27 protein-coding genes and 1 pseudogene are annotated in these 26182 nt (G+C 50.5%); 12 read left to right on the forward strand and 16 right to left on the reverse strand.

The window, feature by feature from the left end; all coding sequences use genetic code 11:
* Positions 1-8: 8 nt before the first annotated feature.
* From NNL35_RS02150 to NNL35_RS02160, 3 genes are all read right to left on the reverse strand, one after another.
* A complete protein-coding gene (locus tag NNL35_RS02150) occupies positions 9-1427 on the reverse strand; it encodes an alanine/glycine:cation symporter family protein (RefSeq protein WP_006676946.1) in 1419 nt (472 codons plus the stop codon).
* Positions 1428-1616: 189 nt separating this feature from the next.
* Positions 1617-2135: a peptide deformylase gene (def, locus tag NNL35_RS02155; RefSeq protein WP_006676945.1), complete on the reverse strand. Its 519-nt coding sequence runs from the start codon at positions 2133-2135 to the stop codon at positions 1617-1619.
* Positions 2135-2380: a helix-turn-helix domain-containing protein gene (locus NNL35_RS02160; RefSeq protein WP_006676944.1), complete on the reverse strand. Its 246-nt coding sequence runs from the start codon at positions 2378-2380 to the stop codon at positions 2135-2137. The genes def and NNL35_RS02160 overlap by 1 nt, the downstream gene beginning before the upstream one ends.
* 241 nt (positions 2381-2621) lie before the next feature.
* Between NNL35_RS02160 and NNL35_RS02165 the strand changes: the two genes are divergently transcribed.
* On the forward strand, positions 2622-4160 hold the full coding sequence (locus NNL35_RS02165) for a hypothetical protein (protein WP_006676943.1): 1539 nt from the start codon (positions 2622-2624) through the stop codon (positions 4158-4160).
* Between the two features lie 95 nt (positions 4161-4255).
* Here the strand turns inward: NNL35_RS02165 and NNL35_RS02170 are convergent, their stop codons facing one another.
* The 6 genes from NNL35_RS02170 to NNL35_RS02195 form a co-directional block, all read right to left on the reverse strand.
* The gene (locus NNL35_RS02170; RefSeq protein WP_006676942.1) at positions 4256-5092 is read right to left on the reverse strand and encodes a YitT family protein; all 837 of its coding nucleotides are present in this window, start codon (positions 5090-5092) and stop codon (positions 4256-4258) included.
* A 202-nt stretch (positions 5093-5294) separates the two neighbouring features.
* Positions 5295-6470, reverse strand: coding sequence for a DUF4272 domain-containing protein (locus NNL35_RS02175; protein WP_006676941.1), 1176 nt, complete (start codon positions 6468-6470; stop codon positions 5295-5297).
* Between the two features lie 31 nt (positions 6471-6501).
* Entirely contained in the window at positions 6502-7335 is an 834-nt protein-coding gene (locus NNL35_RS02180) for a TIGR02452 family protein (RefSeq protein WP_006676940.1), read from the reverse strand.
* A gap of 1 nt (position 7336) precedes the next feature.
* On the reverse strand, positions 7337-7897 hold the full coding sequence (locus tag NNL35_RS02185) for a riboflavin biosynthesis intermediates N-glycosidase (protein WP_006676939.1): 561 nt from the start codon (positions 7895-7897) through the stop codon (positions 7337-7339).
* A complete protein-coding gene (locus NNL35_RS02190; protein WP_006676938.1) occupies positions 7897-8787 on the reverse strand; it encodes an NUDIX hydrolase in 891 nt (296 codons plus the stop codon). The genes NNL35_RS02185 and NNL35_RS02190 overlap by 1 nt, the downstream gene beginning before the upstream one ends.
* A 209-nt stretch (positions 8788-8996) precedes the next feature.
* Positions 8997-9350, reverse strand: coding sequence for a helix-turn-helix domain-containing protein (locus NNL35_RS02195; protein WP_100226331.1), 354 nt, complete (start codon positions 9348-9350; stop codon positions 8997-8999).
* 158 nt (positions 9351-9508) lie between these two features.
* Between NNL35_RS02195 and NNL35_RS02200 the strand changes: the two genes are divergently transcribed.
* Positions 9509-9853 (forward strand): hypothetical protein, encoded by a 345-nt coding sequence (locus NNL35_RS02200; RefSeq protein WP_006676936.1) that lies wholly within the window; start codon positions 9509-9511, stop codon positions 9851-9853.
* A gap of 21 nt (positions 9854-9874) precedes the next feature.
* On the opposite strand, the gene NNL35_RS02205 is transcribed toward NNL35_RS02200, so the two are convergent.
* From NNL35_RS02205 to NNL35_RS02225, 4 genes are all read right to left on the reverse strand, one after another.
* On the reverse strand, positions 9875-10138 hold the full coding sequence (locus NNL35_RS02205) for a hypothetical protein (protein ID WP_006676935.1): 264 nt from the start codon (positions 10136-10138) through the stop codon (positions 9875-9877).
* A 10-nt stretch (positions 10139-10148) separates the two neighbouring features.
* On the reverse strand, positions 10149-10490 hold the full coding sequence (locus NNL35_RS02210; protein ID WP_006676934.1) for a zinc ribbon domain-containing protein YjdM: 342 nt from the start codon (positions 10488-10490) through the stop codon (positions 10149-10151).
* A gap of 475 nt (positions 10491-10965) precedes the next feature.
* The gene (locus NNL35_RS02220) at positions 10966-11442 is read right to left on the reverse strand and encodes a helix-turn-helix domain-containing protein (protein WP_006676933.1); all 477 of its coding nucleotides are present in this window, start codon (positions 11440-11442) and stop codon (positions 10966-10968) included.
* Positions 11432-12367: an aminoglycoside phosphotransferase family protein gene (locus tag NNL35_RS02225; RefSeq protein WP_040731261.1), complete on the reverse strand. Its 936-nt coding sequence runs from the start codon at positions 12365-12367 to the stop codon at positions 11432-11434. The genes NNL35_RS02220 and NNL35_RS02225 overlap by 11 nt, the downstream gene beginning before the upstream one ends.
* Before the next feature lie 184 nt (positions 12368-12551).
* On the opposite strand from NNL35_RS02225, the gene NNL35_RS02230 reads away from it, so the two are divergent.
* Entirely contained in the window at positions 12552-13085 is a 534-nt protein-coding gene (locus NNL35_RS02230; RefSeq protein ID WP_006676931.1) for an SUKH-3 domain-containing protein, read from the forward strand.
* 25 nt (positions 13086-13110) lie between these two features.
* Here the strand turns inward: NNL35_RS02230 and NNL35_RS02235 are convergent, their stop codons facing one another.
* Positions 13111-13812 (reverse strand): lysoplasmalogenase, encoded by a 702-nt coding sequence (locus NNL35_RS02235; protein ID WP_006676930.1) that lies wholly within the window; start codon positions 13810-13812, stop codon positions 13111-13113.
* A 139-nt stretch (positions 13813-13951) separates the two neighbouring features.
* Entirely contained in the window at positions 13952-14692 is a 741-nt protein-coding gene (locus tag NNL35_RS02240) for a Bax inhibitor-1/YccA family protein (protein WP_006676929.1), read from the reverse strand.
* Positions 14693-14917: 225 nt separating this feature from the next.
* On the opposite strand from NNL35_RS02240, the gene NNL35_RS02245 reads away from it, so the two are divergent.
* From NNL35_RS02245 to NNL35_RS02260, 4 genes are all read left to right on the forward strand, one after another.
* The gene (locus tag NNL35_RS02245; RefSeq protein ID WP_006676928.1) at positions 14918-16051 is read left to right on the forward strand and encodes a DUF418 domain-containing protein; all 1134 of its coding nucleotides are present in this window, start codon (positions 14918-14920) and stop codon (positions 16049-16051) included.
* 26 nt (positions 16052-16077) lie between these two features.
* Positions 16078-17241, forward strand: a complete 1164-nt coding sequence (locus NNL35_RS02250) for a sensor histidine kinase (protein ID WP_006676927.1) — start codon at positions 16078-16080, stop codon at positions 17239-17241.
* Positions 17171-17776: a response regulator transcription factor gene (locus NNL35_RS02255; RefSeq protein ID WP_006676926.1), complete on the forward strand. Its 606-nt coding sequence runs from the start codon at positions 17171-17173 to the stop codon at positions 17774-17776. The genes NNL35_RS02250 and NNL35_RS02255 overlap by 71 nt, the downstream gene beginning before the upstream one ends.
* 515 nt (positions 17777-18291) lie before the next feature.
* Positions 18292-18984 (forward strand): Dph6-related ATP pyrophosphatase, encoded by a 693-nt coding sequence (locus NNL35_RS02260; RefSeq protein ID WP_006676925.1) that lies wholly within the window; start codon positions 18292-18294, stop codon positions 18982-18984.
* 98 nt (positions 18985-19082) lie between these two features.
* Here the strand turns inward: NNL35_RS02260 and NNL35_RS02265 are convergent, their stop codons facing one another.
* The gene (locus tag NNL35_RS02265) at positions 19083-19472 is read right to left on the reverse strand and encodes a hypothetical protein (protein WP_006676924.1); all 390 of its coding nucleotides are present in this window, start codon (positions 19470-19472) and stop codon (positions 19083-19085) included.
* A 377-nt stretch (positions 19473-19849) separates the two neighbouring features.
* Here NNL35_RS02265 and NNL35_RS02270 point away from each other — a divergent pair, with 377 nt between their 5' ends.
* The 5 genes and pseudogenes from NNL35_RS02270 to NNL35_RS02285 all read left to right on the forward strand — a co-directional run bounded on the left by NNL35_RS02270 (position 19850) and on the right by NNL35_RS02285 (position 26158).
* On the forward strand, positions 19850-22837 hold the full coding sequence (locus NNL35_RS02270; protein ID WP_254552894.1) for a hybrid sensor histidine kinase/response regulator: 2988 nt from the start codon (positions 19850-19852) through the stop codon (positions 22835-22837).
* Positions 22838-22951: 114 nt separating this feature from the next.
* A complete protein-coding gene (locus tag NNL35_RS02275; RefSeq protein WP_420798530.1) occupies positions 22952-24010 on the forward strand; it encodes an endonuclease/exonuclease/phosphatase family protein in 1059 nt (352 codons plus the stop codon).
* Between the two features lie 280 nt (positions 24011-24290).
* On the forward strand, positions 24291-24788 hold the full coding sequence (locus NNL35_RS02280; protein WP_006676921.1) for a hypothetical protein: 498 nt from the start codon (positions 24291-24293) through the stop codon (positions 24786-24788).
* A 17-nt stretch (positions 24789-24805) separates the two neighbouring features.
* A pseudogene (locus NNL35_RS30800) lies at positions 24806-24910 on the forward strand (spr1630 family ClpXP-sensitive toxin); the annotation flags it as partial.
* A gap of 39 nt (positions 24911-24949) precedes the next feature.
* Positions 24950-26158 carry a spr1629 family repressor/antitoxin gene (locus tag NNL35_RS02285; RefSeq protein ID WP_006676920.1) on the forward strand — a complete coding sequence of 403 codons (1209 nt, stop codon included), beginning with the start codon at positions 24950-24952 and terminating at the stop codon, positions 26156-26158.
* The last annotated feature ends 24 nt before the right edge of the window (positions 26159-26182 follow it).

A 26182-nucleotide genomic window follows, 5' to 3' on the forward strand; every position in this document is an offset into this window, starting at 1 on the left:
TATAAACCTTATTTGAGATCGGGTTCGTTTGGTTCTCCCCAGCATTCGACATTGCGAAGCGATTGGAAATGAGAGAGATGGAAGACCGGGTTGCGGCCCTGACGCTTCTGCTCCTGGTAATCCTTCAGCGCGTCGAACGCGATTCGGCCCAGCAACACAATGGCAATCAGGTTCGTAATCGCCATGAACGCCATGAACAGATCGGCCAAATCCCATACGATCGCGACCTTGGCAACGGACCCGAACAGAACCATGCCCACCACGGCAAGACGATAAAGGAACAGCCATGTTTTACTGCTCTTGATGAACTCAATATTCGTCTCCCCGTAATAATAGTTGCCCACGAGTGAACTGAAGGCGAGAAGGAACACGGCAATCGCGATGAAGCTAACGGCCCAGCCGCCGATATGATTGGCCAACGCGGCCTGAACAAGCTCAATACCCGTCAGATCTTCAGCGCCGTACGCGCTGGAGAACAGAACGATAAAAGCGGTTGCGCTGCACACCAACAGCGTGTCCACAAACACGCCCAGAGCTTGAACCAAGCCCTGCTTCGCCGGATGGGTGACGTCGGCCGCTGCTGCGGCATTCGGAGCGCTTCCCATTCCCGCTTCATTGGAGAACAGCCCCCGCTTAATCCCCATCATAATCGCAGCGCCCAATCCGCCGCCGGCCACCTGCTCGAAGCCAAATGCGCTCCGGACAATAAGTCCGATCACCGCAGGAAGCTCCGACAGATTGGTAACCACAATATAGAGGGCAAGAAGCACATACCCGCCCGCCATAACGGGCACCAAATATTCGGAAGCCTTCACGATTCGATGAACGCCGCCAAAAATGACAAATCCGGTGAGGGCAGCGACAACGACGCCCACCCAGAAGCGATCCATGCCATAGGCGCTTTCCAAGGCCAGGGAGAGCGTGTTCGCTTGCACGGAGTTGAATACAAGGCCGTAGCATATCGTGATGAGAACGGCGAACAGCACGCCCATCCAGCGTTTGTTCAGCCCTTTCTCCATATAGTAAGCCGGTCCGCCGCGGAAGCCGCCCTTGTCCTTCACCTTATAGATTTGCGCCAGCGTCGATTCGATGAACGCGGTAGCCGATCCAATCAAGGCGATAAGCCACATCCAGAAGACGGCTCCCGGGCCGCCCGTGGCAATCGCGAGCGCTACCCCCGCCAGGTTCCCCGTGCCTACCCGGGAAGCCGTGCTGATGCAAAATGCGCCGAACGAGGATACCCCGCCTTGTCCTTTCTTGGAGCTGCTTGCGCCTTCACCCAATAAGCGAACCATCTCGCCCGCCATTCTAAATTGGACGAACTTCGTTCTGAACGTGAAGTACAAGCCTGCCGCAATCAAAATCACAATCAATACATAAGACCAAAACGTATTGTTAAAAGAAATAATATCGTAGATAAATTCCAAAATTCTATCCACCTTCCTTGTGTTCGTCATATGTCATCAATCGCATGCATCTACTGGAAATAGAAAATGATGGGTCAGCCAAAATAGTGCTGTTCGGGTGGTAGAATCCTAGGGATTATCGCATGAAAATGTTTTACTTATTATACATTCACGAGAATTATATGTAAATAAAATCTATTAATTGGTATTCTACGACCCTTGATTGGTTAACCGAATCACATCCAGCAGCGCTATTTTTTGCTTCGTTTTCTCATGATACAACCATCTGTCCTTCACATGATCCACGAACAGCACGCCATTCAGATGATCAATCTCATGCTGAATGCAGCGCGCAAGATATCCTTCCCCCTTCAACATGAAGGGCTTTCCTTCCCGGTCCAGACTCGTAATGGTGACCTCATTCGCCCTCTTCACATGTCCGTAATAGCCGGGAAAGGACAAACAGGCTTCCACTCCATCCTGCTCCCCGCTTAATTCCACAATCTCAGGATTGATCAGCTCGATTAAGCCTTCGCCGCAATCCATCACGATGACTCTACGCAGAACCCCGACCTGCGGCGCGGCGAGACCGGCGCGTCCGTCGCTGGCATACAGCGTCTCCACCATATCATCCAGCAGCTTGATGATTCGCGGCGTCAGTTCATCTACGGGCTTGGCCACCTTGCGCAATATAGGGTCCCCGAAAGGCAATATCGCACGTTCTGCCATCATTTCACTCCTTTCTTCTTCATAGGTGACGTATGCACCCACAAATCATTGGGCGTGCAATCCAGCGCCGTGCACAAGGCGTCCAGCGTCTCGGCCTTCATTTGCCGCGGCTGTCCGTTCATCAATGCGCTTATCGACGGCGCGGACAAAATATAATTCGCTCTCTCGCGCAGCAAACGGGACAATGCCGCCCCTGACCATATTCCCCTCTCCGCCATCACCTTGCGCAGCATCCATACGAGCATATGAATGATCCTCCTGTTTCCGGAAATTTAGCTGTCGGCTAAATTTATTAGGTATTACCTAATATATGCGATAGCTTGCAAGATGTCATCAGAAATTGTCCTGAAAATATGATAAAAATCATTTTTTGCCGTGATAAATTGGTATCTCCCGGCCCATGCGGAGCGATCCTCCGCATATTATAATGATGAATAACTTGACAATCCGGGGCACGGATTGTTCACGGGAGGGCGATGACCGGATATGAAGCCGAAGACGGGAGATATTTATTGCGTATGGGTGGAGCCGCTGCGGAAATACGCCGCTTGCCAGGTGACCATGCTGAAGGAGACGGACTCGGGCAAAGGAAGGAGTCTGGCCGCCGTACTGGAATTGGACTGGATCGGCGACGATCTGCCCAATGAAGAAGAGCTCGAGAGCATGAAGCCGCTGTATTGCGATTATTTCTTCTGGAATCACCGGATCGATCACAGCTACCTCGACGCTATTGTCCCCCAAAATTATATTTTGGCAGGCAATGTGCCCCCGAAGGTAACAGAGAAGACCAACAGTTACAGCGGCGGCTGGAATGTCGGCGGCAGCGTCTACCGGCAGCTAAAATGGATGGAAATCCCCGAGGAACGGCGGAAACGCTTCAAAGAAGCAGCGCAGGATGACACGATGATTGAAGTGGGCGGCCAGCAGGTTCGACGTTCCATGAATGTCGCCGATGACGAGCTTCTGCGGAGCCTCTCCGACGTGTCCGAGCTGGACAAGCTGCCATGTCTGACGCGAATTATCGCCAGCCGTCCCGATAAGGCACTGCTGTCTTATATCGCAGGCAATCCGTTCATTGCCGAATTGCAGTTGGAGCATCCCGGCGGCGCTTCGCTTGATGTTCGCGGCTCCAGGTTGAGCCGGCTTATCATGCAGGCAGACGGGCTGGAGGCGCTCTTCCTGAATGAAGGCTTGCGCCACCTCTCGCTAGGGGGCGTACCGTCACCCAACCTGACCATCCATGCGGAGGACGGGGGGCAATGGCTAACGGCTGCTTTTACGGAAACTGCTCCACTCGGTTGCGGTCTGGATCATCTGGGTGCGCTCTACTTGAACGGCATCCGGGACCTGGATCTGGAGCCGATTGTTCGAAGCTATCCGTTCCTCCGGGACTTGCGCCTGTGGGGCAAGCCTGGACATATCCGCAACCTGGGCAGCATCGCGCAATTGTCCCAGCTCCGTATGTTCAGCACCAATGAGGTGTTCGGGTTCACGGGCGAGGAGTTCCCCGATCCGGATCGGATGCCGGCGCTCTCCTCACTATGGATGGCCAGCCTGCCGGCCGATGCGGCCGCTTCCATCAAGAAAAGATACAAAAAGGAAACCGCCAGCGGGCTTAACCTCTCTATCACCAAGCCGCGCAAACCGGAATGGCTCGCGGAAAACGTCGACAACCCGTTCCGCGATTGGGACGGCCGGGATCGTATCGCGCCTGCCCATGCCAAGAAGGCCATGAATCAGTACAAGAAGACATTGGCTGCTATCGCGGCCGCCGAAGCCCGGCTCGGCAATGGCCTAACAGCGGCAGAGGCGGAAGTAGAACTGGAAGCCGCCGTCGCCAAGTACACCGCTGCGTTCAATGCGATGGACAAGCACACCGGCTTCATCGAGACGGTCGAGCGGGAAGAAATCTTTGCCGTGCTGGACGAGCTGCTTCAAGGCGCCCAGTCCAGACTAAGCGCCGCCGGGGTTGAAATGGATACCGCCAAGCTGTTCAGCGTGTTCGACCAAATACGAGACTTTTAATCAGAAAATAGGATCGGCCTCAAGCGGGCCACTGCCATCTCCATCCTCGTCCCCTACGGGGGCGGAGGATGGGGATATTTTCATGTCCGAGCGGGTTATTTCGATATATCGACGAACCCTTCGCCGAACACGTCCCGCACATCATGAATCGTAATGAAGGCATCTTTATCAATCGCTTTTACGATCTTTTTGAGCGTGCTCACTTCCTGCTTGCTGATGACAATATACAGAATCTCCTTCGGCATTTTCGTATAATGCCCATGCCCGTATAAGACGGTAACCCCCCGATCCATGACAACATTGACTTGCTCGGCGATCTTGTCATGTTCCTTGGACACGATCGTAACGGCCTTCTTCGGATTGACGCCTTCTATGATGAAGTCCATCACCTTCGTCCCGATATAGAGCATCACAATCGTGAACATGAGACTCTCCGCGCCAATAATGAAGTAGGAGGAAAAGGCGACGATCAGATCGAAGAACAACAGCGCATAGCTCACGTTCCAGTCCAGATACTTATTCATGATGCGGGCTAAAATGGTCGTTCCCGCGGTCGTTCCGCCTACCCGGATAATCAATCCGATCCCTACGCCCGTAAAGATTCCCCCGAATATCGTGTTAATGATCAGCTCATTGGATTCAATGCGCCAATCCTGGGTCAGATGCAGGAACAGCGAGTTGAAGATGACGGCGATGATCGTGTAGACGGTCGTATTTTTGTCGAGAAATTTGTACCCGACGAGTAACAGAATGGCGTTCAGAATGAAGCTGACGAGCCCCGGAGACCATTGGAACAGATAATACAGAATGATGGTGACCCCCGTCACCCCGCCTTCGCCAAGCTCGTTCGGAATGACGAACAAATTGATGGCCAGAGCAAAAATCAATGCCCCTACCATAATGACAAAAATGTCGATGCAACGTTTTTTCATAATATAATCCTTTCCCGTAACGCATGTAGTGATCGTGGCAGCTAAACCGATATACGCGCGCAAGCCCGTATCCCCGTATATTTTATCAAAAAAAGGGAGTCTGGTATGCGATCGGCAGCAAAAAAGCACCTGACTTAAGCGCCGGTGCCTCTTGCTGTATCTCTATGCGGTAGATCCATTCATCATGATATGATTCCACGGTCTATGTATCCATCGGGATATGATCCCAATCTTCCTCGTCGCAGCCGACCATCCAGAACAATCCTCTGCGTCTCTCCATGACAATGCTTTCGTTCATGCCAGCCGGGGCTTCCTTCCCGTGGATCCGGCTATCGACGCATGCCCAATGCAGCCGGTAGATTTTGTCGGCTTCATCCATGATTTCCTCCTGGCTGCGCAGGACGGTCTTCCCGTAGAATTCCTCGAACGATTCGCATCTGGACACCACCTCAATCGCATACTCGCAGTCGCAAATATGATCGGGGAAGTCGAGCGATTCCACCAGACCGAGCGCCCAGATAAGCGTCCAGTACGCTTCATACTGCCACACAATATTAACCGCCTCTTGCTCTACCGGTTCGGCATCCTGCAGCAGCTTGCGCTCCTTCTCCGTCAGTTGGTCCTCCACCTCGAATTTACGCAGCATGCGCATCACGAAGTCCTTCGATTCTTCCAGATCTCCGCCTTGAGCGACGTCGCAAGCATACTGGATCACGATTAATAGAGCGACCGCTCTTCTCGCGACGTCTTCTTGCGGCTTCCACATACACGCCGCCGCGGGCGGGAGCAGGGGCAAGGTCTCCAGATGCGGAATCCCGCGCTCCTGGATATAGGCGATGGATGCGCGCTTCCTTCGCTCGCCTTCCTCGGAAGTCATCTCCGGCCCCATCACTTTATTGGTGCAGGCCCGGGGGGTGAAGTCGGCCGGTCCCGACGTTCCGTCGGGGTAGACAATCACCTGCCCGTCGCTATCGAGCAGCGTCCCGTCCTGCAGGAATCCGATGCCTTCAACCGCGGACATCAGCGCCGTGCATAATTGCAGTTGGCCTTCGTTCAGCTCCTTCTCCGCTTCGATCGCCAGCAGCGTATTGAAGACGGAGATTTGCGTCAGGACCAGTTGCTTCCGGTTCTCGTCGGCAAAAGGAATCCGATCATAAAACCCCATCATCCCGGGTATATTGGCTTCGAAATAATCGGGATTCGTATCTTCGGTCGAGACTCGAATCGTCAGCTTGTGCTTTTTGAACAGCGAGTTGGATTGAACGACATAGTCATTGCCTGCTTGTTCGATCTTATAGCCTGTCGCGAACACGGAGGCTATCTTGTCCCCGATATCATCAATATCGTTCTTGGAAGCAAATATGGTCAAATACTTCAAACTCCATGACCTCCCCGGAATGCATATATCGTTAGCCTACTTGACTCCCGAAGCGGCTGTCAAATGCACGAATGCATTTCCCGTCCCTGGCTCTGTCCAGCACGGCGTATACAATTCGCTCGAAGAACCTACCATAGCCTTCCTTCAGGAGCAGCTTCTGCCACCAGCCGGCGACCAGCTCCGGATCATTGCGGAACACCCCGCACCCGTATGCTCCCAGGACAAGATTGCGGTCCCCCCGATCGGCGAAAATGGCCAGCGCCAGACGCATCCGATCTTGCATGACCCGCTGCGCATGTTCCGGGTCCTCCCCCTTCAGCAGCACCTGTCCGTAATTGACTGCCGGAAGCGTCAACACGGAGGCGGTCACCGGCTGCTCCAGCAGCTCAAACCGCTTGTCGCGGAAAAACACCACATCCGGCGAATAGATGGCATGGTCGGTATACATCATCGATTTGCAAGCGCGGTTGGCCCGATAATAGCCCTCATGGCGCAGCTGCGTGGCGTACAGGCCGCTTGATGCGGCGAGGCTCTCCTCCTGTGCCATCGCCCCGTTCAGGAAGCCGCCGCCCGGATTTTTGGCGCTGGCGAAGTTGAGCACCCCGACCCGCTCGGTGCCGGCCCGGGCGAAATCAAGAATCGCCTGTACCGTCGCCTCGTTGGCTACCGTATGCTCCGCCAGCTTCCCTGCGGAAGGCGGTATACAGTTCCGCACCAGCTCGGCCCCCTGTTCCGGCGTAATGAGAACGCTGTTATCCTCCGAATATTGCTGCGCCGCGGCGAAATCGACCCGCCGCCCGTTCATTTCATAATATCCTTGCTGCATATAGCGCAGCGTATCTTGTGCGATTCCCTTTCTTTTCATACTACTCCCCTTCTTGTGCTAAAAGCTGATCGCGGACCTCGGTCAATGCGAAGCCCAGCCAATTGCGGCCCCGCCATTTGATCGGATTCTCCGCGTCCGGATTGGCCTTCCCCATCCCGATGCCCCAGATGCGGTCGCGCGGGCTTGCCTCCACGAGGATCCGGTTTTTCGTCGTTTTGAGGAAATTCCACAGCGCTGGATTTTGCGAAAACTTGGCATGGTTGCCCCGCTTCACGATCTCATAGCAGCTGCTCTCCCATATGTCCTTGTCGAAGTTCTTCACGGCGCGGCCATAAGCTTTCATCTCTTTCGGATGCTTCGCGTTCATAATCGCCGCCTTCATCTCATCGTCCCCGAACAGGCGCGCCTTCTCCGCCATCATATACTGTTCCGCGCAGGAATAGCGCTCGCCGTCGACGGTGAATTCGCACATCCACCATTGGCTGAAGCAGCTCTGATTGATGCTGCCGTCTGCCGGCGGCGTATGTCCCCAGAAGAACACATATTTGAATTTCTGACCCGCGTTATAAGCCTTCCGCAGCTCTTCTATGTTGTACATCATCATATCCTCTCCCAGCTTCTCCGGTACAGCCTTGATGGGCGGTGACCGGCGTTCTCCGTATAATGGTCCGTCTCCTCGACGAGATGGGCCACCTTCCGCCGGAATGCGGCCTTCAGCAGCTCACGGTCGAGAATGACCTCGTATACTTGCTGCAATTCCGTCAAGGTGAACAGCTTCGGCATCAGATGCAGTGCAATGTCCGTATATTCGACCTTGCCCCGCAGCCGCTCGATGGCGCAGGCGATGATCTTCGCGTGATCGAAGGCCAGCCCTTCGTTGGAGACGATGGCATATTCGGTCGCATAGGCCGTATCCGTCGACGTGATCTTCCGTTCCACCACGGCGGTCAACATGTCGTCTCCGTTGACCAGCCTCAGCTCGTACTGCCGCGTCTTGATGAACCCATCCTCCAGCAGCTCCTTCGACTCCCGCAGCAGCCGGTACGAGACCTGGAACCAGGCGGCGTTGTCGGCGTCGTCCCCCGCCTCCACCTGCACCTGGCTGCTGTCGATAAGCGCCATATACGAGCAGCTCATCACCCACGTTCGCGGGTCGCGCCCGGGCTCGCTGAACGTATACAGCTGCTCCAGGTAGACGTTGTCCACGCCCGTCTCCTCCCGCAGCTCCCGCTGCGCCGCCTGCTCCGTCGTCTCCACAGGGCGGACGAACCCGCCCGGCAGCGCCCACTGCCCCAGAAAAGGATGCCCGCCGCGCTGAATGAGCAGGATGCGCAGCTCCTTCTCCGGCAGCTTGCGGTAATTGTCCTCCGCGGTATCCGTCACCGTGAAGATGACCATGTCCGTTGCGACCGACGGACGCTCATAATCCCCTGCGCGGTATTGCTCCAGGAACTCCCGTTCCGTCAGCCCATTGCGATCCCGCAGCTCCATTGTTCATCACCTGTTCGTAACTTTTTGATATTATCTACTTGATACTAACAACATACGCGATGGGGCGCGCTTTGTCAAGGTTGTCGTGGTTAGGGTTGAAAAACCAGCCCGTCTCCATAACAACGGCGAACAATGCGAGCATTCATATTAGCCATAAGATAAGGGGGGGAAACGATTGCTTACGCTATATTCTAGTGAAAGCAATCAACTCATTGATCTTTTGAGTCCAACGTTTCCAGAACATCTTTAATAATGCGGTAGATTAGTTTCTTTTCTTCCAAGGTTCGGTTATAAAGTAGTGAATTTACAATTTCCAGCAATTGCGCATCTTCCAGATTGGAAGATAACACGTCCATCTCGTGTAATTGAAACATTTCAGTAGGAGTAACATTGAGACCATGGATAAGCTTCTCCAGTGTTTCTATGGAAATATTCCGATCTCCCCGCTCAACAGAGCCTATATACGATGGATTGAGACCTGCTTTTTCCGCTAATTCTTCTTGCGTGAGATTATTTCGTTTCCTCAAATATCTTAATCTCTCACCAATCAACTTCAGCAACAAGGATTTACCACCTCTCTTTCAGGTTAGAGAAGCATCATACCTGAAAACAGAGTATTAAAGAAGTGATTTGTTTGATATCTGTTCATATATACACTAATATTAGGGATCAGTAATGTTAGTGAATGTGAACCCATTATGTTTAAGGAGGGTGAAAAGGAATGCATTATTTTAATGTGGTGGTATGCCCTGAAAAAAATAAGCTGCCTTATTTGCAAGGCAACTTTGTTCGACCGCATCTCTATTTATTTGAAGACCGCCCGACAGGGATTCAGGATGATGCTTACTCTCTCTCCTATAACAAAATGCAGCATTTTATTGCCACTACACCTCATCAGGCTCATATTAATCTTTATGCTGCCCGCATGGATTCGTTATTGAAAGGAGCCGTTGACGGCTTTGTTCATTATCGATCCCGTTCTAGCAGGAGATTGCTCGTATGGATGATCGATTCCCTGCAAAAGGACAGTAAGGCTTTGAGTTACTATCAGCATGCAATAGAATAAAGAATGTCCTCCGCTTATCGCCTAGGAAATCATGCCGGTATCACGAAACTCCTCTACGAAGCCGTTCAGCCAGTCTTCCGTGAAATCGAGCGCGCCCGTATCATTATGGATAAAGGCGACATCCAGACCCATCACCCACCATCTTCTGGTGATGACGAACAATTCTACCGCTGCTTCATCCTGCTCCGAGAACGCTCTGACCGACCGATACCCGGACAGAAGAGCATTCCACAGCTTCTCTTTATGCTCCTCTTGCTGCCGCTTCCGGGCGCGCACTTGAGCCAAGGTTATCCTTCTAAATCTTTTTCACGAATTCAGATTTTAACTTCATCGCTCCAAAGCCGTCGATTTTGCAATCAATGTCATGATCCCCCTCGACCAGGCGTATATTTTTAACTTTTGTTCCGATTTTCACAACGGATGAGCTTCCTTTGACCTTCAAATCCTTGATCACAGTTACGGAATCCCCATCGTTCAGCACATTTCCATTGGCATCTCGGATGACTCGTCCATCCTCGTTAGCTTCCGCTTCAGCCCCTGGCGTCCACTCATGTGCACATTCCGGACATACCAACAGATGTCCATCTTCGTACGTATATTCAGAATTGCATTGTGGGCAGTTCGGCAAATTAGACATAATTACATTAGCTCCAATCGTTATTAATATGTTTATATACTGGCATAGATTTCTCATATTGGCAAATTCATTGGACCCGACGATTACTTCATAAACGAAGAAAAAAAGAGCGGGATAATCCGCCCTAACGCAAGGTGCTTCACACATAAAGCGCTTGCTTGATGACATATAAAATAGTATTGGGATATGCGTCTGAAAAGGATCAAACCGGGCAATCTCATACGGTGTTCCTGCCGGATGGAAATGTGCATGAAATTTCATAATAAGATTGCCATTAGAATCATTCCAGTTGTAATAGTAGCTTTCAATTTCACCGTTTGCATCAATTATTTCATGGCATTGCAACTTCGAAAAATCACGGAATACAATAGCCTGCCTTACAGATCGTGGTTCAGAGGGGAGGCTGAACGCCCCGGGCCCGATTTCCAGAATAATATCATCGTATTCCATATTTAGAAATCGAAAACTGCTCTTTTTAATCCCTAAAGACATTGGCTTGTCTCGACAAAAAATATTTCCATGCTCTAGCGTCGGTTTCTTCTTCTACTGTCCAATTCTCTTGGAGCTTCCGACCAATCGTGTTTCTAAACTCCCCTTTGTACTTTTCTTCGTATAGGGCAACTTGGCGTGTCAGGAATTCTAGTTCGGTATCTTCCTTAACTGACCCATTTTCCTTATGCCACATTTCTACGACTTCCGAAATAGGAATCACTCCGCCAGAAGCAAGCCGAAACCGCGTATCTTCCGGAACACGAAGCTGCTTACCAGGATGATACGTAATTCCTTCAAACCGACCTTCTTTATGCCAATTGGTTATGGTGGTTTGACTTACTCCAAAATATTTCGCTAATTCTCCGGATGTGTAAGTTTTGAGCGATGTCGGAACATAGGACTTAGTTTGGATATCCTCCGTCGAAGTTTCGGCGATGGCAACACGATTACTAAGCTTCATGCTGAAACCTACTGTACCACTTCGGCACAATCAACTCGAAATGGTCATGATCATCCATGACTCTGTCGATCTTCATCATCATGGAATCCAGCTCCTCCGGCCGCACCTTCAGAATCCAAACAACGGATGAGATCAATGTCATGCCCAGATAGAGCGAATACAGCCGCCAAAATGCCTCGTCAGGCTCACTGTGATGATGATATCCCCGAATTTGCCCGACTGCAAAAGGCACGCTCACTTCGGCGCTGAACATCCCGACCTTCACGAAGTCATGAAGCGGATCTCCCCAGTCGCTTCGGTTGAAATCAATGACCCCCGAGAGCTTGCCGTCCTTCACGATGAGATTGCCGATGTGGTAGTCGTCATGCTGGAAGAGATTCGGCCTGTCCTGCATCAAGTGGAGGTGGCTGTCAATGAAGGTTAACAGCTTCTCCTCATGGTCTATCGCCACACCACAGCTGGCGTATTCCGTCCGGTACCGCTGATGCTTGGCGGCCATCCTGTCCTGCCAGGACTTCATGCTGTCCGGGCAGGCGACCTGATGGATCTTCTTCAACTCCTCGCCCGCTTGCACGCCAATCGCATACTGCTCGTTCTCGGTGAGGAGCGGCAGTTCTTCCGACGCCTCATTTCCCTCCACGTAGGAGACAATCATATACCCGAGCCGCTTATCAGGGAGGACGCCGATGTCAACCGGCCGGGAGCATGCTACCCCCTGTTCCTCCATCATGCTGAGCCTGTTAAACTCCAGCCTTTTGTTCGCATCTTGATCGATGCCATACGCCCTTAAAATATATTGAGGCCGGCCGCTCTGGCCATATACGATATACTTGCTGTCGCTGGAGTATCCCTTGTGAATCTGTTCGATCTTGGCGCTATCCCGCAGGCTGGTAATCCCGCTGCGGAACAGATCTGGTTTGTTCATCATATCCCTCACCTTCGTATCATCCTCCGTAGGTCTTCATTTCAACGAATCCAAATCTATCTCAGGTATATTTATTCGCGTCTGGGTGCGAAGACCCTTTCGCGGGCCGATATATATGTAGTAACAAAAGAAAACAGACATCTGGTAAGATGTGAGTAAGCTTGCTGAACAGAGGAGATTGATGATGGTGAGTAAAACCCCAAAGCAGTCACAACATGAAGTCAGCAAACAGGAACAACTGGTCTTGTTACTGAAAAAGGCCGGCTGGCATGAGGACAGGCATGTCGATATTTCGGGCTTTGAGCTCCGCTGCCAGGCTGAAGGCGTGGAGCTGTTCGACAGTGCGAAGCATTTCCTGCAAGAGTTCTCGGGCTTGGACAGCATGGTCTATTTCAAATATATTCATGATTGGCCCGATAGCCGCTTTTCTGATTCATGGTATGACTACACTTTTGATTTTCTTCCGGACGAGCTGGACGAAATCGCAAATTCCCACGATTATCAAGCAATTCTTGCTTTTGCCCAGGAGGACTGCTTCTGTCTGGGGGAATCCGGATATTATTATCCGGCCGTTGCAGCCATTGGGCGCTCCGGGAAGCTGTACTTCAAGCATGACTATGAGGACATGGTCCATGTGTTCGATTCCTTACTCCACAGCATGGAGCATGAGTTGAAGCATCTTGACCTCGTCACCGCTTCTTTGTATGAAAAAGCCTAACATCGTGCTGCTGCTGGCCCCTATTTCAAGCAAGGTCGCCTGAATGGATGGCGGTGCTGGGTTTGTCTTGCGCGATCGTTCTGAGGCTGGAAGCAATGAGGAACTGGGCTGAATAATACGTTATCATAATCAACGGCCCTGCGAAGACGATATCGGATACAAATCTATCCCACGCCAATATAGAGTCCGATACCGCGAACAAGACGCTGCCGGCCATCGCAAGCTTATTCCCGGTCATGATCGCAGACCAGGTCATGAAGGAAATGACGATAATATAGAGAAGCACAGCTGCAGCCAAGGCGTAATTATCGGCTTGAATCAGCGCTTGAATCAGATGCCAGCTCATGAACGAGGCATACGCCAGGATCGGAATGAGCATGAAGAAGCGAATGGCGGAGAAGCGCCATCTGCTTATAAATGCAGTCACATAGAACAAATGCCCGATGAGGAAGGCCGCAAGCCCTACGATGAACCAGACCAACAGTCCGTCGCCCAGCATACAGAAAAACAACCCGATCCCGATCATCCAATGGCAGCTCTTTCGTTTGGATGGCATTTGCAGATAGCCGTAGGCGATAATCAGCCACATCGGAATTAATTTGAACAGCAGCTTGACCGCTTGCGGCTCGTCAGGAATCACGAAAATATAAAGGACACCCATGACAGCGATAAGTGCGGGCAGCCCATACTTCACCAAAAGAACCTCTCCCTTCATGACATGTTCCATTGTATAAGCGATTCCGTATATCCTATTCTTCATGCCCACGGTAAATGTCTTGAGAGCAGGCCCCATCCCCGTTATGGGCACAAAAAAGGGAGTGCCTCAATAAAGGCACTCCGCAACCCGCTAACCTGTTCCTATTCGATTAATCCCGATTCGCGAGCTTGGCCAGGAGACGGACAATCTCGATGTACAGCCATACGAGGGTCACGAGCAAGCCGAACGCCCCGTACCACTCCATATATTTCGGCGCGCCCTGCTGCGCCCCCTCTTCGATGAAGTTGAAGTCCAGCACGAAGTTCAGAGCCGCGATAATGATGATGACGACCGAGATCCCGATGCCGATCGGGGTGCTGTCATGCAAATAAGGCACCGTTACGCCAAACATCCGAAGCACAAAGCTGAGCAGATAGACAATCGCAATTCCTGCCGTAGCGGCGACTACGCCGCGCTTGAAGCCTGCCGACGCCTTGATCATGCCCGTCTTGTAGGCAAGCAGCATGCCCATGAACACGCACATCGTCAGCAATGCCGCCTGGAGGGTAATGCCGTAGTACAATGATTCATAATTGGCTGACAGAGCCCCAAGGAACAACCCTTCCGCAATGGCATAGACAGGCGTCAAAATCGGCGCCGTCGAAGGCTTGAAGCTGATGATCAGCGCCAGAATCAGGCCGCCAATCGCTCCGCCTATCATATAAGGAAACATTTCGTACCCATTGAAGAACATAGTCCAAGAGATCACGGCTGCCCCCACGAGCAGCGCCAGCGTCATGAACGATTTGTTCACCGTCCCGCCGATCGTCATCGTCTCTTGTCCATTGTAATGTCCGCTATTCTCAAACGTGTTTTCGTTGAGCGTCGGATTTCCGCTGCGACCAATCAAATGAAAGAACCTCCCACTATGTATTTATACCTATATTAGCATATGTTAATATATTCCTCCACCTTGATTGTGAAACAGGATGCAATGATTCCGGCGAAGTTAGCGCTTGAATCACGCAGAGATGACACCTGTCATCAATATCTCTTTACACTTGTGAATGTTTTGTCACTCTTCTCACAACTACAATAAAACCACGCTAATCAATGTGAGAAGAGGGTGAGTACTGTGGAGCAACGCAAAGGGAGAATTCCCCTGCTTGATATTCTGCGAGGGTTCGCCATCCTGGGAACCCTTGGGACGAACATCTGGATATTCGCGCACTTAGGGGATTTATCTTATATTATGACGTACAATTATACCGGTTGGTGGAAGCCCGATGATCTGCTCAGGATGATCGTGTTATTCCTCGTGAACGGGAAGCTGCTTGGCTTGTTGACGATTATGTTCGGTGTAGGAATGGAATTAAAGTATCAGCAAGCGATACGCACAGGAAAAGCTTGGCCAGGAGTCTATATGTGGGTCCTCATCATCCTGTTCATGGAAGGCCTGCTTCACTTTACCCTGGTCATGGAGTTTGACATCCTCATGAGCTACGGCATCACTGGCATGATTGCAGCGTTCATCGTCCGAGGCGGTGACCGCCTCATCTCGATTACGATGAGAGCGATTGGCAGCGTCCATGCGGTCATCATCTTGGCCATCCTGCTTCTTTCCTTGATGGCACCCAATATATCGCTGGGCAGCTTCGATCATATCGTCACTCTTTATCAAGACGGTTCTTGGCTGCAGCAATTCCAATATCGGCTGTCTCATTTCCTGAAGCTTCGATTAGAAGTCATTTTCGTGATTCCCATGAATGTCTTTTTATTTTTGCTTGGCGTTCGTCTCATGCGCTTAGGGGTCTTTGCCCAAGATGAGAACGGCGAAAGACAGCGTAAAAAACTGTTGAAATTGGGGCTTTTTCTTGGTCTGCCGCTGAATCTGTTGATTTTTATTCCTGGGGGCGCCTTTGATCTGCCTGTGCGCTATTTATTTGCCCCATTCCTTTCCCTTGGGTATATAGCACTCATTGGAAAAATGATACAATATACGAAGTTGAACTGGCTTTGGCGTCTTCTTGAACATGCCGGGAAGATGTCTTTGAGCTGTTATGTCATGCAAAACATAATCGCTTCCGTCATTTTTTATGGCTGGGGCTTTGCTCTAGGCGGGAAGCTGAATTCCCTGACAATTATAGCGGTCTGGATTGGCATTTCCATCTTCCAGCTATGGTTTGCATCAACATGGCTTCGTGCCTTTAAGGCAGGGCCTATGGAATCAGTCCGTAGACGTGCACTGGGAATCTTCGAATCCAGATAACCCGACAACCGAACTGGAGGTCATCCATGATATTCAAGATTTACCCGAGAGATCAAATCAAGAATTATTTGCTCTTAGATGTGATCGCGATCGTGTATTTATTTTACATGGTTCTCAGTTCCAGTTCGAATCCGGGTCTTGTGGGAAGTCTCCTTCTTCTGCTTTCCTTTCTTGTTTGCTTTTATATCGGACTGTGGTATCGCAATGGGTATCTTCTAGCGGCAGTTCTAGCCGGTCTTGCTACAACTGCTCTGATCGGTTTGTACATCGACACGAACCTCTTGATATTTGGATTTATATTTGCCGACCTGATCGGAAGGTCGAAGTCCAAGTGGCATATTGGTATCGGGAGTGCCGCCATTGCCCTCATGTTTATCCTTGTTCATTGGGAGAGGACAGACAATTTTCTATTCCTGCCTATTATGATTGTCCAAATGCTTTTCCCTATCGTCATTTATATTACGGAAAAAGCCAAGCGCTTGCAGAGCAAGCTGGATGCAGCCAATCAACAGCTTGAAAAGTACATTCAACAGGAGGAAAGGCAGCGTATTGCGAGGGATCTTCATGATACGTTAGGGCAGACCTTGATGATGATTAAACTGAAATGCGAGCTGGCCAATAAATGGGTAGATAAAGACCCGCTGCAGGCCAAGGAAGAACTGAAGGATATACTGTACACATCGAGAATCGCCTTGAAGCAGGTGAGAGAGTTGGTTTCCGATATGAAGTTCATCTCTCTGGCTCATGAAATAGAGCATTCCCGCAAGCTGCTGCATACGGCAGGCATTGAACTTGAAATCGTGGAAATTGGAATGCCTCCCCTGATGGCTAGCGTAGAAGAAACGATGATTGCGCTCGCAGTTCGGGAAGCGGCGACCAATATTGTCAAACACAGTCAGGCAAAGCAATGTACAATCAAGCTGGAAACGGTGGACAATCTGTATTGTGTATCGATAACGGATGACGGAGTTGGCCTGCTGGATCAAGCAATCGGAAATGGAATTCAGTCGATGAAGGAGCGGATGCAAGCTCTTCATGGAACCTTCATTCACCTGGCGGGGGAACGGCTATTGCTATGCAGCTTCCGCTTCGCCAGCCTGGAAAGGAGAGTCCCGCAACATGATTCGAGTCGTCATTGCCGAAGATCAGCAAATGCTGCGCGGCGCCTTCGCCTCATTGTTGAAATTTGAACCAGATATTGAGGTGCTGGCTGAAGTGCCGGACGGGAAGCAAGCCTGGGAGGCGATACAGAAGCACCAGCCTGATGTGTGCGTGCTTGACATTGAAATGCCTCTCATCAACGGCCTTGAGCTGGCTGAGCAAATAAGAAATGCCGACTTGCCCTGCAAAATCATGATCGTCACTACGTTTGCCCGTCCCGGCTATTTACAAAAAGCGATCGAGGCTCAAGTGAATGGCTACTTATTAAAGGATGAACCGATTGATTATCTGATCGAGTCGATTCGCCGAGTCATGGCTGGGGAACGGGTGATCAGCACCGATTTGGCGGCAGCGCTCTTTATGAAAGAAGATAATCCGTTAAGCGAAAGGGAAGTTGAGATGCTGCGCCTCACCAAAGAAGGTATGACGACGAGTGATATCAGCAAGGCCCTCTTCTTAACGAAGGGTACCGTGCGGAACTATTTGTCCTCTGCGATTCAGAAGCTGGAAGCCGAATCGAGGCAGCAGGCCGTGAATATTGCCGATGACAAAGGGTGGCTCTAATTATATGCGGCAAGGGCCAGACGGGACAACGGGGGATGCGGAAAGCGGGGAAGAAGACGGGTAAGGCGGAGGAAAATCTGTGATGAGGAAGCGAAATCCTGCGTACAAGCAGGATTTTTCGCTATTTGAACCGCTAGTTGATGAGATTGCTGCAAAAAGACAGCAATTTGGGTTACTTTGGGGTTCAATCTATGGAGATGGCTGAAATTCCTGCAGTTTTGCAGGAATGCCTGTAACAGAATAAGCATCATAAGGAAATACTGCACTTTTACAGTTTTTTCGGCAAATCGAACTGCAAGAAGCAGACGTGCGGATCATGGAATCGGGATAGACCACTCAAGGACGAACACTCTTGCATGACAATAAACGAAAGCCCTCTTGCCAGAGGGCTTTCGCCGCGATCCTGCTACTGAATACCAGCGCCATCGATTATAATGAAAGAAGAGCAGCTCATCTTCTGCCCGGAACTGGAAAACATATAATCCAAGCCATAGACAACAGAGGAGAAGACAGACATGACAGAGACAGCAGATTGGAAAAACGGCGCCCGCGGGCATAAATTTGTCGCTTCCTTCAGCGGGGGGAAAGACAGCACACTGGCATTATATAAAGCGATGCAGGTTGGAGAAGCCACCGGCCTTATCGTCATGCTAGAGGAAGAAGGGCAGCGCTCCCGCTCCCATGGCATGCCGCCCGAGGTGATACAAGCCCAAGCGGAAGCTATCGGCTTGCCTGTATATACGGCCGCTACGAGTTGGGCGGATTATGAGAAGAACTTTATGATCCTGTTGGCCACAGCGAAAAGCGAAGGAGCGGAAGTGTTGGTCACCGGAGACCTGGATGTGCCCGCGCATGGCTGCTGGCATGACAGGGTAACGCAAAATGCGGGCCTAAAGCTGGGGATGCCCCTCTGGGAGATGGATCATCTGGAGACGGTCCGGCAGTTTATCGATCTCGGCTTCGTCACGATGCTAGTGACCGTGAATTTATCGTTAGCCATGCGGGAGGACGACTTGGGCCGATTGCTGACCCACGAGTATGTGGAAGAGCTTCTCGCCCGCGGCATCGATCCTTGCGGAGAAGGCGGCGAGTTCCATACGACCGTCATTGACGGGCCAATTTTCAGACAACCCATCCCCGTCCGTAAAGGTGAGATGGTTAGAAACGGAGAATATGCGTTTTTGCCTTTAGAGCTGGATAAGCCTTGAGACAAAAGTGACGAAAGAGCCGGTAAGGCAAGCGGCTGCCCCTTGGAACCTACCGCGAGGCAGCCGCTTATTAACGCATGTGCGCTAGCTGGTTTTCCCTATGTGAAGCGATGGAAGCCGCCATACCATTCATCGGCCCCTATCATGTCTTCCCAGTTCGCCTCCCCGGTCAGAACTTGCTGCCCCAGATCAGTAAGGCGAACCACGCATAGGCGAAAGGACGGTACGGAATCATGATAGTCCGGAAATGCGGTCAGCCCTTCGAGTTGCAGCAACGGAGAAGGCTCTTCCGACATTTTCTTTAATCGGTACCAGTACTTCAGATCACCCATTCCGAGCACATGCAATCGGTCCCCCACCTGCTTGAATAGCTCATATGGATGATCAATCCCTTCAGACACAGCTTCTAACGTGACCTGCTCAATGATCCCGATTCCATTACGCTCGGAAGGAATTCGGGCCAGATGCGCCTCGAATGCGTTCCGCAATATTGTTTACATCCGTATAAAGACTTATAATCAAATGAATCAAGCATGACGGCGATCTTCACCCTATTGAACGCTCATCTTTACATAACTTTGGCAATATGCACCTTAACGGATGGTCTGCAATGAATTTGATAGAGGGCAGCAAATATCCGTTTTGCAGACACCTTTCTATGGAATCATCCAATAGACCATTTTCGTAAAGGAATAAGTGCTATATGTTCCCACTCATTGAGCCTGTGCCCAAAATAAATAAAATTTCCCCTAAATATCGAAATATAGCCTTGCTAATCTTGATTTTCGGCGGTCTCCTCTGCCTGCGATGGGCATGGTCCGAGCTATTTCCTACATCGGGAGAACATCGGGCAGTTAATGGCGTAATGGATTTACGCGGTATCGATTTGGAGACATCGCCCCCCTTCTATTTGGACGGCGAATGGCATTTCTACCCTAATCAATTCATCTCTTTTCCGGACTTGCAATCAGAGGATAACCTGCATCGTAATATACAGATTCCAGGAGATTGGGGGAGCGCGGTGAACCCGGGTTCCGGTACTTCGTACGGGTACGGAACGTACCGGCTGCGCATTCTGATCGATCCGCTGGACGAGCCTGTCGCGCTCTGGCTCCAGGGGATTCAGGCTTCTTCGCAAGTGGAGATAAACGGATCGGACAAATACGGCGTCGGGAAACCTGCCGCGGCCGAGAAAGATTACTGGCCCAAAAGCGTCTCTTACACCGCTACCCACTCTGAGAAAGGGACAACGGAGCTTGATGTGCTTATTCACGCGGCCAACTTCGATGAACCTTTTAACGGCGGTCTTGTACGCTCGATTCGCTTCGGCTCTCAGGCCTCCATTGACTATGTGCGTTGGTATTCTATCGGATTTCAGCTAGTGACATTCGTTGTGCTGCTGCTGCACGGTATGTATGCCTGGATCCTCTACCTATTCAACCGTCAAGAACGGGCTTTGTTCATTACGTTTCTGTTAATGCTGACCGTCGGCATCGCGGTACTGATCGGTCATGACAACGTGCTGCAATTATGGCTTCCAATCAACTATACGTGGGCGATCAAGATCAAGCTGATCGCTCTCCTGTGGCAAAACTACTTTATTCTTGTTATTTTCAGAAGATTTGCTTCGGCTTCTTCGGGGAACGTATGGCTGCGTGCATACACCGCGGCAATCGTTTGCTTTACTGGGTTTCTGCTTGCCGTTCCCGCTTCATGGGTCTACGGCGCAGTGCATTTCAACCTGTTTATTGCCTTTTATCTCTTTTCGTTCGCTTGGTTTTTTTATATCGTAGGAACGATGATCTTCAAAAGGCAGGGCGACAAGGACGTCGTGTTTCTGCTGCTCTCCGCAGCGGGCATGATATCCAACTTATTATGGGGCATCGTGGAGTCGGTTAAAGAGGTTACGACCGTCTACTATCTCATCGATATTCTGGTGGCCATTATCGGATTTTCGACGTATTGGTTCAAAAAATATATCCATAATGCCAAGGAGAACGCCAAGCTGAACGAACAGCTCAAGGAAGCCGATCAGCTGAAAGACCAATTCCTGGCCAATACGTCGCATGAACTGAGAACGCCGCTGCACGGGATTATGAATATCGCTCAAACCGTGGTAACGAAAGAGAAGGAAAAGATGAATGCAAGCAGCGTGAAAGATATGGAGCTGCTGATCACGATCAGCCGCCGCATGTCGCATATGCTAGGCGATCTGCTCGATGTCGCGCTTCTCAAAGAGCACCGCGTCGTGCTGCAGCAAGAGCCGCTGCGGATTCAATCGCTCGTTCCCGGCGTCATCGCGATGCTGAAATTTCTGACCGAAGGCAAGCCCGTCCAACTGCAGATGGATATCGACGAATCGCTGCCTCCCGTAACGGGGGATGAGAAAAGGCTTGTGCAAATTTTGTACAACTTATTGCATAACGCCCTCAAATATACGACGGAGGGAACGATCGCCGTTTCCGCCCGGACAAGGGGCAAGCATGCCGTCATCCATGTCTCCGATACCGGACTCGGCATGGATGAGGAGACCCAGGCGCGGGTGTTCCTCCCTTATGAGCAAGGCTCTCCTGGAATCAGCGATGGGAGAGGAATTGGACTCGGATTGAGCATTTGCAAGCAATTGGTAGAATTGCACGGCGGCATATTGACCGTTCGCTCCGAGCTGGGCAAAGGCTCCGTTTTTAGCTTCAGTCTGCCATTGGCTGACCGGTCGTCTCTTCCGCTGTCACAGGGCCCTGTTCATCCCGGTCAGCGAACAGACGGGACAGGAGTCGAGCCGGCCGGGTTTACCTTTGCCAATCCGACAACCGGCGAATTGGCGGCCACCGTACCGATCCCGCCGCTGTTGCAGGACGGGAACATCCATATTCTTGCCGTGGATGACGATCCGGTGAACCTGAATGTGCTGGTTGGAATCCTGTCGACGGAACCGTATACGATCACCACCGTCCAATCGGCCCGCGAAGTATTGGAGCTTCTGGGGACACAGCAATGGGATTTACTGATCGCCGATGTCATGATGCCCCACATGTCCGGCTATGAGTTGACACAGAGAGTAAGAGAGCATTATTCCGTATCCGAGCTGCCGATCCTGCTCCTTACCGCTCGCAGTCAACCAGCGGACATCTATACCGGTTTCTCTGCGGGAGCCAACGATTATGTGACGAAGCCAGTAGACGCTCTCGAGCTGAAATCCCGCATCAAGGCCCTGACTACATTGAAGCAATCCATTAATGAACGATTACGCATGGAAGCGGCCTATCTGCAAGCGCAGATCCAGCCTCATTTTCTGTTCAACACGCTCAATTCGCTGATGGCGCTAAGCGTGATCGACACGCAAAAAATGCGCAAGCTGGGCAATGCGTTCGCGTCCTTTTTACGGATTAGCTTCGATTATCTCAACACGGGGGAAATGGTCGAACTGTCACGTGAATTGGAGCTTGTCCAAGCCTATTTATACATTGAGAAAGAGCGGTTCGGAGACCGGCTGTCTATCGCCTGGGAGGTTGAGCCCGACATCGACGTGTTCCTCCCTCCGCTCTCCATTCAGCCACTGGTCGAGAATGCCGTCAAGCACGGCCTCCTCAGCCGCAATGAGGGCGGCACGATTCAGCTTCGGATTACTCGCCAGGAAGGCTTCACCCTGATTGAAGTCACCGATAACGGCAGCGGCATAGATCAGGACAGGGTAGCCCATCTGTTGAGCCCGACCATGAAAGGAAAGGGCGGAATCGGGCTGGCTAACACGAATCGAAGATTGATTCAATTGTACGGCCGCGGCTTGTCTATTATGAGCCAGCCGGATGAGGGAACAACCGTATCGTTTGTCATTCCGGATAAACAACATTAATAGTGTATAAGGAGCCCGTCGTGAACCGTCTCTGTCCTGCTGCAGGCCAGGGACTTCAAGGCTGGTTACTTGCACGGCAAGATTGATAACCCAGGAGGTAACAACCATCTTATGATCAAAAAATTGTTAAAGTGGCTGGCCTGGGTCGTGCTCACGCCCGTTGCTGCGCTTGCCATTTTTCTCATCTATATGACAGCGGTTGATTATAAGCCCCCTGCTCAAGTAGAACTTCTATCCAATAATAATACTGCCTCTACGCTGAAGCAGGGTCAGCCGTTCACCGTCACGACATTCAATCTCGGCTACGCCGGTCTCGACAAAGGACAGGACTTCTTCATGGACGGCGGAACGAAGTCCCGCTCCAGCAGCAAGGAACAGACGGAAGCGAACCTGAAGGCTATTGCAGATTTTCTAAAAGGCACCCGATCCGATTTGTATATCTTGCAGGAAGTAGACGTTAATTCTTCACGCAGCAATCATATTAACCAGGTCCAGATGATTAGCGATAACCTGCCGGGATATAGCAACACATTCGCCTATAACTATAAGGTGGCATGGGTGCCCGTGCCGCTGACTCATCCGATGGGCGCGGTGCAGAGCGGATTGCTGACATTATCCACGTTCTCCAGCACCTCGCATACCCGCTTCGATCTGCCTGGCAAAGAGAGCTGGCCAGTGCAGCTATTTGAACTGGATCGTGCATTTATCGAGAGCCGATTGCCCGTCGATAACGGCAAAGAACTCGTCTTGCTCAACCTGCATTTATCGGCCTTCGACAAGGGCGGCACTATCCGCAAACAACAGCTCGACTTCCTGGCGGACTATATTCATCAAGAAATGAAGAAGGACAACTATCTCATCCTCGGCGGAGATTGGAACCACTCCTTGCCGGGAACCGATCACAGCCGCTTTCCCTCGCAGCAGGAATGGCCGGAGTGGCTGCAGCCCTTCCCCGATACCTTCGCTCCGCCTGGGTTTCAATGGGCGGTAGACCCGAGCACGCCTTCCGTCCGCACGCTGGACAGCGCGTATCGGCCAGGGATTAACTTCCTCGCTGTCATCGACGGCTTCCTCGTCTCTCCGAATGTCGCAATCGTTGATGTGGCCGGACACGATCTGAACTTCGAGAACAGCGATCATAACCCGGTGACCGGGAGATTTATATTGAAATAAGCCTGATAAAAAAGAATGCCAGCGCTTCTAATGTTCGGAGACGCTGGCTTTTTTGCGGTTCTGATAGGCGTTGGTGGAACAACAACAGTTGGATAAGTTAAATAACACTTCCCCTTCTATTTTGCCTATGTACAAAAAAGAATGAGACTCTTTAACTTTAACACTTATATCCAATTCATCCAGCGGTGGGAGCTTTTAAAAGAGTTAAATCATGTCGCCCGTTCCTCTTGAAAAAAGTAGCGGTTATGCCGATGATAGAGGAAAAGAAGGGGGAAAACCTATGCCTTCAGCACTGCTGGTGATAGCCAGTATTATCGGTTTTGCTTTTGCACTTAGTCTGCCTCGCGGCAATACGAGCTTCTCTATCTTCTTGCTGCTGGCAGCATGTACGGTCGGTCTGTATGGTCTGTTCATCTACATCGATAACAAGCGCGGCGCAAAAATGAATGCATGGCTGCTGTCTAATGCCGCTCTGATTCGTCAAGACGGCGCTCACTATAACGGCATCCTCATCGACAGCCAGACCCAATTTATGCAATATGAAATTTGTTTCTCCTGGATCATCGTCTCCTATCGTACCAAGTCCAGCTACTATGTGAGCGGCTACCATCCCACTCCACTGCTTAATTTGCTATTTTGCAGCTTTATTTGCGTCTTCGGCTGGTGTTCGTTGCCCTTTGGGCCCGTGTATGCCTTGCATTCGCTCGGCAGCAATATTTTAGCCCGCCCCAAGCCGCTGAATACGGTCCTGCAAGAACTTCGCGAGTACCGCGGGTAAAAAGAGAGACCACCGCAACTGAAGAGGATCGCGATGTAGTGGCACCTGAAATGAACGATGATGTTATGGATCCTGCCGCATTTGATATCGGGATTTATGAAGAGGAACAACAAAATTCATAAACAACAGAATGGTGTTAGGTAAATAAGGAGGGAGCAGGCATGTTCATTGGTAAAAATCTAGCCAATTTACGGATCATGCATGGATATTCGCGAAAGCAGCTCTCCGAAATGTTAGGTGTTACAGAACAAGCCGTCTGGCAGTACGAGAACGCTTATACATCTCCGAAAATGCAGATCGTGAACGAATTGAAACGAATTTTTAGCGTAAAAAGTAAATACTTTTATACGGAAGACATGCTTGCACGGTACATGACGCCTGCCAATGTCGACGTAATGAACATCGCATATCGTTCAAAAGTACTGAATGTCATTTCGAAAACGCAGGCAGAAGCGAAGCATGTTGAATATTTAGATGCTTTTGTCAACTATGTAACGGCCAAAGTCAGCCTTCCTACCTTAAAAATTATTAAGTTAAGGGACGAGGTTATTGAGTATTTAAACCATACAGGTGACGACAGATCTACTCAAATATATCATGTCGCTCATTTAGCGCGAAAAAGGCTCGACTTACCGAATTCTAATAATGATGATCTCGTGTTCCTGATCGAAAAGAGCGGAGTGTTCGTTTTTGAGAAGGCGATTGGCGAGGAGATTGATGCTTATAGCCTCTGGACCCAAAACGATCGACCCTATATCATTTTGGGTAATATGAAACGATCGGCTGTTCGGAGGAACTTCGATATCGCACATGAATTGGGTCATTTGTTGCTTCATTATCGCCTTGAATTCGCTAACTTAGATCGGAAAGAGCACAAAATGATTGAGAATGAAGCGAATATATTTGCCGGAGCATTATTACTGCCGGAAGACGACTTCGCATTTGATATGAAGGATGTATCCCATATCACGAATCCAGATGATTATTTAGATTTGAAAGAGAAATGGAAAACTTCGTTGCAAGTGTTGGGATATAGGGCAGCTAATCTTGGGATCATCGAACCCAAAGATCATCGGAACTTTTACGCGGCAATGCACCGGAAAGGTTATTTAAAAGTTGAACCGCTTGATGATGTCATTCCAATCCAGAAACCAATGAAAATCAAAACAATCATTGATCTGGTTTCAAAAAGGGGGCTCTTGGATATTGGTCATATGATTGAAAACGATTGGAAAGTAGAAGTATCCTTCTTTCATCATTTGACAGGAATCGCTCCAAGCTTTTTTAATAAGTACATGACGAGAAACTTGGATTTCGGATTCGACAATGTTACCAAAATATCTGAGCGTATTTCTACAGATAAAATATAAGTGATCATCCCCTTCAAGCAGTCA

This window comes from Paenibacillus dendritiformis, from assembly GCF_945605565.1.
GTDB lineage: Bacteria > Bacillota > Bacilli > Paenibacillales > Paenibacillaceae > Paenibacillus_B > Paenibacillus_B dendritiformis_A.